The sequence below is a fragment of the Gluconobacter sp. P1D12_c genome, assembly GCF_018812105.1.
In the GTDB taxonomy this organism is placed as follows: Bacteria; Pseudomonadota; Alphaproteobacteria; order Acetobacterales; family Acetobacteraceae; genus Gluconobacter; species Gluconobacter oxydans_A.
Map to the genome: position 1 here is coordinate 1 of NZ_JACSIQ010000030.1, position 8,086 is coordinate 8,086.

At 54.2% G+C, this 8,086-nt stretch carries 8 protein-coding genes and 1 pseudogene; 3 read left to right on the forward strand and 6 right to left on the reverse strand.

Annotated elements, in window-relative coordinates; all coding sequences use genetic code 11:
* Positions 1–162 precede the first annotated feature (162 nt).
* From KP705_RS14830 to KP705_RS14840, 3 genes are all read left to right on the forward strand, one after another.
* On the forward strand, positions 163–690 hold the full coding sequence (locus KP705_RS14830) for a hypothetical protein (RefSeq protein ID WP_015075009.1): 528 nt from the start codon (positions 163–165) through the stop codon (positions 688–690).
* A complete protein-coding gene (locus KP705_RS14835) occupies positions 683–1,987 on the forward strand; it encodes a HEPN/Toprim-associated domain-containing protein (protein ID WP_016738508.1) in 1,305 nt (434 codons plus the stop codon). Before KP705_RS14830 ends, KP705_RS14835 begins: the two co-directional genes overlap by 8 nt.
* 619 nt (positions 1,988–2,606) lie before the next feature.
* A complete protein-coding gene (locus KP705_RS14840) occupies positions 2,607–3,077 on the forward strand; it encodes a hypothetical protein (RefSeq protein WP_015075013.1) in 471 nt (156 codons plus the stop codon).
* 21 nt (positions 3,078–3,098) lie between these two features.
* Here the strand turns inward: KP705_RS14840 and KP705_RS14845 are convergent.
* From KP705_RS14845 to KP705_RS14870, 6 genes and pseudogenes are all read right to left on the reverse strand, one after another.
* Positions 3,099–4,283: pseudogene (locus tag KP705_RS14845) on the reverse strand (IS3 family transposase).
* 113 nt (positions 4,284–4,396) lie between these two features.
* Positions 4,397–5,275, reverse strand: a complete 879-nt coding sequence (locus KP705_RS14850; RefSeq protein WP_015075016.1) for an alpha/beta fold hydrolase — start codon at positions 5,273–5,275, stop codon at positions 4,397–4,399.
* A gap of 14 nt (positions 5,276–5,289) precedes the next feature.
* Positions 5,290–5,928, reverse strand: coding sequence for a TetR/AcrR family transcriptional regulator (locus KP705_RS14855; protein WP_015075017.1), 639 nt, complete (start codon positions 5,926–5,928; stop codon positions 5,290–5,292).
* Between the two features lie 130 nt (positions 5,929–6,058).
* Positions 6,059–6,334, reverse strand: a complete 276-nt coding sequence (locus KP705_RS14860; protein ID WP_015075018.1) for a hypothetical protein — start codon at positions 6,332–6,334, stop codon at positions 6,059–6,061.
* A 614-nt stretch (positions 6,335–6,948) separates the two neighbouring features.
* On the reverse strand, positions 6,949–7,707 hold the full coding sequence (locus KP705_RS14865) for an SDR family oxidoreductase (protein WP_029495883.1): 759 nt from the start codon (positions 7,705–7,707) through the stop codon (positions 6,949–6,951).
* Positions 7,708–7,786: 79 nt separating this feature from the next.
* On the reverse strand, positions 7,787–8,086 hold a 300-nt coding region (locus tag KP705_RS14870), incomplete at its 5' end, for a zinc-binding dehydrogenase (protein ID WP_215764729.1).

Genomic DNA, 8,086 nt, shown 5'->3' on the forward strand with positions numbered 1-8,086 from the left:
AACGCGAGCGCATAGTCATCCAGCGGGAGAGCAGTCCCCGATCTGCTCAAAACGCAGATCAAAAGCTCCCCCAAAAACCGTCAATCAAATCGCCAAAAGCCTGAAATCACGAGCCAGGCGCATCAACCAACGGTTCTTCGATCCCTCCAGCTGCTGTTAAAGATGGCGGATAGGATCGAGAAATATCGTCAGAAGGAAACGCTCACCGAGCGTCAGAGCGCTCAGTATGAGCACGACCTGTTCATTGGCTGTTACTCCGTTAGGAAGCTATTCGAATCTACCGCCAAAGTGAGCGACGAGACACGGGCGACAAAGATGTCGCTGGACTGGTTTCCTAAGAAGCCAGACGCGCCTATCGTCGACTGTTATAATCGAAGCGAATTCTGGGAACTTTACGACCTAGAAGACCGACATAATGAGCAGCGCGACGCGCTGTTTGTCGCCCATCGCCCTATCCATAGCTTCATTGTGGTTGGGAGCGCAGCGTTCGAGGGAGACATGAGTGGAGATCTCTTCACCAGCGATCGGGATAAGGAGGAGTGGCTGTATTTCATCCCCACCTACGAAACAGTTGCTCTTTTCTCGGCCGTTGAAAGGGATTATCCCGGCTTTGTGACATGGCGCGACGAGAAGACGGGCAAGCGGCTTTGGAAAGCACCAGCATCGAAGGGATCCGTGTTGGATGGGTAGCTACTGCGGAATCCACTTTGACAAGTTGAGCATCTGTGGATCTAAATCCGAGGTGCCCGGTGATTGGGCTGCGCTCTTTCAGGAGCGAGATAGGCGCGAAACGAGGCCAACCCAAGAGGTTGGCGCAGATCCCGACCTTTGTGTCGAATATGCGGCGAGCCGCGATGTTATCCTACGCCGCTTATCGATTCTAGGAGCAACGGACGAGGCCGTTCAAAGGGCGTTCGAAACTTGGCTCACTGAGGAACAGGAGCAATGGCGAGACAACACTGAGGGGTGGTCCGACCAAGAAGTAATATCTGAGCACGCGGCAAAGATGCTGAAGGGATTGAACGGTCTGACCTATCAGGAATGGTGCCGCTTTGCCTCAGGTGCGCTCCGCATCCGCTATGACTTCGCCAACTATGACCGGATCCAAAGCGATCTCGCCAGCGACCCATTCAGGAACCAGTTTCACGAACCCGACGATGGTTATCTTTGGTTCGCTGGCTACGGCTCCCATCTAGGGTTGCGCGCGCTGCTGGATGCGGTGCCGGATATAAAAGAAGTCCGCCTCGATATCAGCGATCTTCTTGGCGAATACGTTGACGAGCATGAGCCAATCTGCTCGCGGGCGAGGGAGAATGCACCGTGTCAACTTCAAATGCTCGCTCCTACTATGGTCATGGCTGAGGGGAGCAGCGACCTGACCGCGCTCAGGCTTGGGCTAGGGGCGATGCACCCAGACCTGATGGATTATTTCTCGTTCTTCAATCACGCGGAGCTATCCGTAGACGGCGGTGCGCACTACCTCGTAAAATTCCTCAAGGCGATTGCAGCCGCACGATCCACGTCGCGCATTCTGGCGATCTTCGACAACGACACTGTGGGCATCCAGGCCTACGAGCAGGCGAGAGCCTTGAAGCTTCCGTTTAATATCATCGTTACGCGCTATCCCGACAGCGACGTGGCCAAGGCGTATCCAACCGTGGGACGGAGTGGTCCAGCTATCTTAGACGTGAACGGGCAAGCGGCAGGAATAGAGCTTTATATGGGGCGAGAGGCGCTCTTAAGTAACGGCGAACTGAGACCGGTCAGGTGGGCCAGCTACGTAGCGTCAGCGGGGAAATACCAAGGTGAGGTGGATGGTAAGCGCCAGGTATTGGAAGCCTTCCGAAAGAACATCGCGACGGTAGAAGGCCCAGAAGCGGCGCGAGCCTCGTTTCCTGACTTGGAGCGAGTGTGGCAGCACAACTTCGATCTGGTGCAAGAGAATTCAGGCTTGGTTTACCTGCGGACTGGGAAACGCCTCGCGTAGGTATGATAGCGCTTGTCAGAAATCGGACTGTACCGTTGTATTTAACCACGACGGTGTTGTCTCGGCCCCGGTCATAAGCAGAGTGTTCGCTTATAGTCGCGCAAACTTTTCACTTGAACGGCTTGGATGGGCGCGCAGCCGACCGGCACCCACCCAGCGAACGAAGGTCCGGTTCCGGTGTTGGCGGACGTTCTGGCGGCCGCACCGGAACGACTTGAGCTGGTCGATAACCGTCTTAAGCGTGAGCACCGCGAATGGCAGCTTTCGATCACTCCTTACCAATAACCGACATTCTGCTTACCCCCCAGAGCTACCTATATCCGCACTGTAGTCTTTGAGCGGTCAGGCCGCAGTCGCCACCGTGCCAGATGCGAGCTGAAGTTGCTTGATGTCATTGCCGTGAGCAGACATATCATCATTGATTTTCCTTTCGCGTCGTCGGTTCGATGTTCCTTCCGGGGGCGGTTTGTTGCCTTCCGATTAGAGGCAGCAGGCGCAGAGGAAAGCAGCGGGGTCAATGTTTTAAACTGCGCGGCCCCGACCTTCACGATCTGATCTGAGGTGCGACACGATGTCCGTATTTAGATTACACGTTCGCCCTGGCGGCGGGTTTGCGTCGATGGCTGATACCTTCGCTTACTGCCTAAAACAGGGCATCTTGGGCGTTGGTTGGCTGGTGGATGAGATTCAAGAAACGGCGGACTGGGATACGTTCTATAAGGTTGCCGTAAACATCCACAAAGATCTAAAGACCTGCGCCTACATCAGGGAGCGCGTCCAGAAAGACGATCTCGTCTGGACCCGCGACACCCAAGGAAACTACTATCTGGCTCGCGTCCTCTCCGGCTGGGAGTACTTCACCACTAACGAGTCCAAGGACAGTGGGATCGACATAGGCAACATTTTCAGGGTCACCTTTGAGCGTCTGACTATCGATGAAGTGCCTGGGAAGGTTGTTGCCTGCTTTAGGCCAAACCGGACGATTCAAGCAATCCACGATCCGACGGCGGTAGCTTATACTAAGTTCATCTGGAATCGGAAAACAGGGGGTAGAGGTGGCTCCGTCTGTTTGGACAGTTTTTGGGTTTGAATAAGCTATACCCGGTTGTTGTCATGCCGCCATTCTGACGGCGCTGCTGTTAGCCCTCTGGTCCGGGGTTAACCCCGGACCAGAGGGCGTCGGCACGTCATGATACGCCTCATCGGGCGTGCGTCCAGCCAGTGCCGCGTGCGGACGCTGCCCGTTATAATGGGTGATCCATTTCGTGAGCCCCACTCGAAGTTCTGATCCGGTCTCAAAGGCGTGCAGGTAGACGCATTCGTATTTCAGCGACCGCCACAGACGCTCGATGAACACGTTATCCAGCCAGCGCCCACGTCCATCCATGCTGATGCGGATCTGACGCTCTTCCAGGAGCCCGGTAAAACGGGGCGTCGTGAATTGTGAGCCCTGGTCAGTATTGAAAATTTCCGGGGTGCCGTAGCGCATCAGCGCATCTCGGAGCGCCTCGATACAGAACTCCGCGTCCATCGTGTTCGACAGACGCCAGGACAGGACCTTGCGCGTGAACCAGTCCATGATGGCCACGAGATAGAGAAATCCCCGTTTCATGGGGATATACGTGATGTCGGAACACCAGACCTGGTTGGGCCGGTCGATGACCAGATCCCGCAGCAGATACGGATATTTCCGATGCTCCGGATGCGGCACACTCGTGCGTGGCTTCTGGTAGATCGCCCGCAGCCCATAATCGCCATGAGCCGCCGGACCCGCTTGCGACCGACTTCATGTCCCAGGCGGCGCAGATGCCATGTCATTTGCCGCGAGCCATATACGGCGTTTCCAGGAACTGGGCGTCGATCAGCCGCATCAACGCCAGATTGGCCTCGTTCTGTGGCACAGGCCGATAGTACACGCCCGACCGGTTGAGTTGTAGCAGCGTGCACTGCCGCACCACCGATAGCCGAGGTCGCTTTAGGTCGATCATTTGCCGCCTCTGATCACGCCCAACCGAGCAGAGGCATCGCGTAAAAAATCCCGTTCCACGAGAAGCTCGCCTATCTTCGCGTGTAGTTTCTCCACATCAGCAGGGCTGACCGGGGGATCAGACACCGTCTTCCCCGAAAAGGTTGCCGCCATGCCCTCGACTGCCTGGCGCTTCCACTGAGCAATCATCGTCTGATGCACACCATGTTTCGAAGCCAGTTCCGCCAGCGTCAGCTCCCCGCGGATCGCCTCCAGCGCAACCCGTGATTTGAACTCCGCTGCATACCTCTTGCGCGTAACCTTGCCCATAAAACCCGTCCTCTCTCAGGTCGGATTATAGCTTAGACACCTGTCCGAAAAATGGGGGCCACCTCTGGTTGTGAGACGCCAGCCGTTGAGGGGCATCACGAACTTCGCGCTCATTAGCCCGCAAAGAATTCTCCGAACAATTGAGCAACAGCCACTGGCTGTTCTTCGGGGATGAAGTGACCGCTGGACGACACTGTGTTGCCGCGTAGATCGTCTACGAACGGTCTAAGCGGGGCGACCATATCAGGGATCGATCCTTGGTCAGCACTGACGGCGAGCACGGGCATGCTGAGTTTTCTATCACGGACCAGCGCACGATTCTGCTCAGCGGATATACTTGCCGCGCGATAGAAAGCGAGGCCTGCACGTAATGCACCGGGAAGACTGAAAATGCGGACATATTCGTCAATATCCGCATCGCTGAAACTTAGCGGGTTGGCAGCCTTACGACGCAAGAACCAGTCGAGGTAAACGCGCTCACGTCCTGTGATCAGAGCCTCAGGAAGGTCAGGTATAGCATGGAACGCGAAATGCCATGTCCGCCACGCTTGGTCGGGTGCGTTTGGCAACATATCGGGCAATGTAACACCGGGTATGCCGGCATCAAGGAGCGCGAGACGGCTGACTTCGTTTGGGTACATCAACGCGTAGGGCAGTCCGACCCAAGCACCGATGTCATGTGCCGCAAGGTTGTAATGGGTCAGACCGACACGTGCGACGAGGCCGTGGACGCGGCGCGCAACCGTTCCAGTGTCATAGCCATCAAGCGGTTTATCGGAATCCCCTTGGCCAGGAAGGTCAATAGCGACGACACGGAACCGGTCTGCCAAGAGAGGCATGACCCTACGCCAAGTAAACCAGCTTTGTGGATAGCCCGAAAGGAGAACGAGTGGTTCAGCGTCTTGCGATCCGCACGTTACATAGTGCAGCCGCAATCCATCAACCGTCTCGAAAGCATGCTTGAACGGGGCAGTGTTGAGGTGTTCGATCATAATTCGTCCTATTCTCAGTCTAATATCTTGAGAGACATGCCTATCAACGCGTCATGGTCCCCCGGATCGTGAAGCTTGCCCACGGCACGAAAACCTTGGAGTAGGCTAAGAAGAAGATCGGCACTGGCCTCGATCGGCAGTTCGGCACGGATTGATCCGTCCTGCAGACCCTCCCGCAGCATGGTGATCAGCGCCGCTCGGTTAGTAGCCAGTGTATCGCTGAGTCTCTCATGAAGGGCACCGTCCAGCGTCGTGGCTTCGATCAGGCTTGCTAGAACGAGACAACCTTGCCGCCCTTCGAAGCCGGAAGCTGCTTCCAAATAGAAGCGGAGGCTCTCGGCAATGCGTTCACGTCCGGTGCTCGCCTTCAGAAGCCGAGCTGCAAGATCTTGCCGTCTTTGCTTCACATAATGCGTGAACGCCGCTTCGAACACGCCCCGCTTGTCAGTGAATGCTTTGTAAAGGCTGCCTGCGGTGAGCCCGGTAGCGGTTTTAAGACGATCGATCGAGGCGCCAGCATATCCATACTCGCGAAATACCGGCACGGTACGTGCGATAACCGTTTCCATATCGAAGGCACGCGGCCGGCCCATAGCCGGGCTGGGGAAAGATGAGACTATATTGTTCATGAAACCAACATAGAGAACGATCATTTCCTAAGTCAACAATCAATTGGGTAACTGTGCGCTTACCGGGATAATCGGTCTGATGTTAGCAGCGATACTGCGCAGGCTAGTTGCTCGGAAAGCCTGCCGTCGCTTCTGTTTCATGAATCCCATGATATCAGATCCCCGCAATAAAACCGGACGGCGTACCGTCGGCAGGATCCACGAACACCACGTCGTCTGGCGCCCGTCGCAGCGTATCAATGGCAAGAAAAACGATTGGATGGCTCAGAATACGGGGCACGGCATGCACCGCCCAACGGGGGAACACTAGAAGATGACCGGGTGCAAACGGGGCCTCCTCCGCCGTTTCCGGGAACGCGGCGGCAATTTCATTGAGATTGAACCTTCCACCCGTCCGGTTCAAGGTCATTAGATGCTCTTCGGCATTCATAACACCAGTTCTCCACTTCCAAGAAGTTTCTGTATGGCAGCAGTATCGGCGACCTGATGCAGCACTATAATCTCGCCTTTTTCTACGGTTCAGAGATGCACGAAGGCGATATTGCCTGACTGTCCAATCGTTTTTCGCACGCGAGAGGCATCTGACACGTTGAGCTCTACAACGCGGTATTCAGAGTTACGGGATTTCGCGTCTACCCGATGTCGAAGGGGACAAACCGTGAAATATTTCCATTACAGCAACTATGATCTGTTGAGAACGCACCTCAATGACTTCATGTTCGCCAATCATTTCGAGCTAAGACTCACGCTTTACGAATACATCTGCAGGATATGGGCTTCAGAGCCAGAAACATTCATCCTCAATTCCCCCATCAAATGAAGGGATTAAATACCCAGCAAGAAACGATCAGGCTGCTTGCTGCAATACCAAGTCAGTGAAACATGTGAGTGCGGATTTGAACCTTTTCTCCAGTATGTCGGTATCTCTAGTAACTCATCAATTGTGATCCCATTTGTGGTCACAGGGGTTATACGGCACGCAAACAGATGACATGCCGTATGATAGCCTTTTTTATTTACCAGACAGGTATAGATGCCCCCTCCCTATCCATTTTGGAAAAGTGCTTGCATTTTCTCATTAAAACTTTCGACGAATTCATATTCTTGCGGGCCTGAAGCCTCGCGAAATTTTTTTGCTTCATCAACGATGATTTCGTTCTTCTCTGTGGCCAAAAGAGCCATAGTATCGGAAATAAATTTCTTTAGAGGGACAGCGGCTTCTGCTTCTTGACTGTTCATCAGTTCGGTCCGCACCCACGGCGGTGCGATCTCGATGACGTCGATGTTCGTGTCCTTAAGCAGAAAACGCTGCGACATTACGTAAGAATGGAGAGCGGCTTTAGATGCAGAATAAACTGCTGTCAGTGCAAGCGGAATAAAGGCCAGTCCGGAAGTATTGTAGATAATGGTTGATTGGGACTGTGCCTTAAGGTGCGGCATGAGAGCAGAAGTCAGTCGAATCGGAGCAGCAAAATTAGTGGTGAAGGTTGAGGTCAGAAGATTGTCATCTATTCGCCCGGCCGCTGTATCTGGCAACATGATTCCGGCATTGTTGATAAGCACGTTCAACGACGGGTAATTTCGTTGAATTTGCTCCGCAGCGTTCTGGATATCAGCCGGAATTTCGAGATCCAGTTCAATGGCCTCCATGCCAGGATTCGCTGCTGTAACCTCATCAAGCCTTAAACGGCGACGCCCGGCAATAATGACCTTGTTGCCATTCTGATGAAATGCTTCGGCAAGGGCACGACCGATGCCGGAACCACCTCCAGTAATCAGTATGGTATTGTCTGTCAGTTTCATGTTGATCTCCATTTTGAGATTTCGAATTTCAGAAAAATGGGAAGGCTTTCTCTTCGTGTAAGGTCATCGAAATATAATTTCAGGCTGCAAAACCCTCGAGTACGATCTTGCCTTTAGCCTGACCGCTCTCGATCAGGGCGTGAGCATCCCGCAGATTGGCCGCAGTGATGAGCCCGAACTCTTTACCGAGCGTCGTGCGAAGACGACCTTCCTCTACAAGACGCGACACGTCGTTCAGGAGTTTCCCTTGTGTGCTGATGTCTGCCGTTCCGAACAGTGAGCGGGTGAACATCAGCTCCCAATGCAGGGACAGGCTTTTGCGCTTGAGGGGTACAGCATTGAGTTCAGCAGGGTCATCAATCAGGCCGAAATGTCCCTG

Excerpts from the sequence above, each read along its gene's own strand:
- KP705_RS14840 (WP_015075013.1), top strand. The coding sequence starts at position 2,607 with ATGGCTGATACCTTCGCTTACTGCCTAAAACAGGGCATCTTGGGCGTT.
- KP705_RS14835 (WP_016738508.1), top strand. The coding sequence starts at position 683 with ATGGGTAGCTACTGCGGAATCCACTTTGACAAGTTGAGCATCTGTGGA.
- KP705_RS14860 (WP_015075018.1), bottom strand. The coding sequence starts at position 6,334 with ATGAATGCCGAAGAGCATCTAATGACCTTGAACCGGACGGGTGGAAGG.
- KP705_RS14850 (WP_015075016.1), bottom strand. The coding sequence starts at position 5,275 with ATGATCGAACACCTCAACACTGCCCCGTTCAAGCATGCTTTCGAGACG.
- KP705_RS14855 (WP_015075017.1), bottom strand. The coding sequence starts at position 5,928 with ATGATCGTTCTCTATGTTGGTTTCATGAACAATATAGTCTCATCTTTC.
- KP705_RS14865 (WP_029495883.1), bottom strand. The coding sequence starts at position 7,707 with ATGAAACTGACAGACAATACCATACTGATTACTGGAGGTGGTTCCGGC.
- KP705_RS14830 (WP_015075009.1), top strand. The coding sequence starts at position 163 with ATGGCGGATAGGATCGAGAAATATCGTCAGAAGGAAACGCTCACCGAG.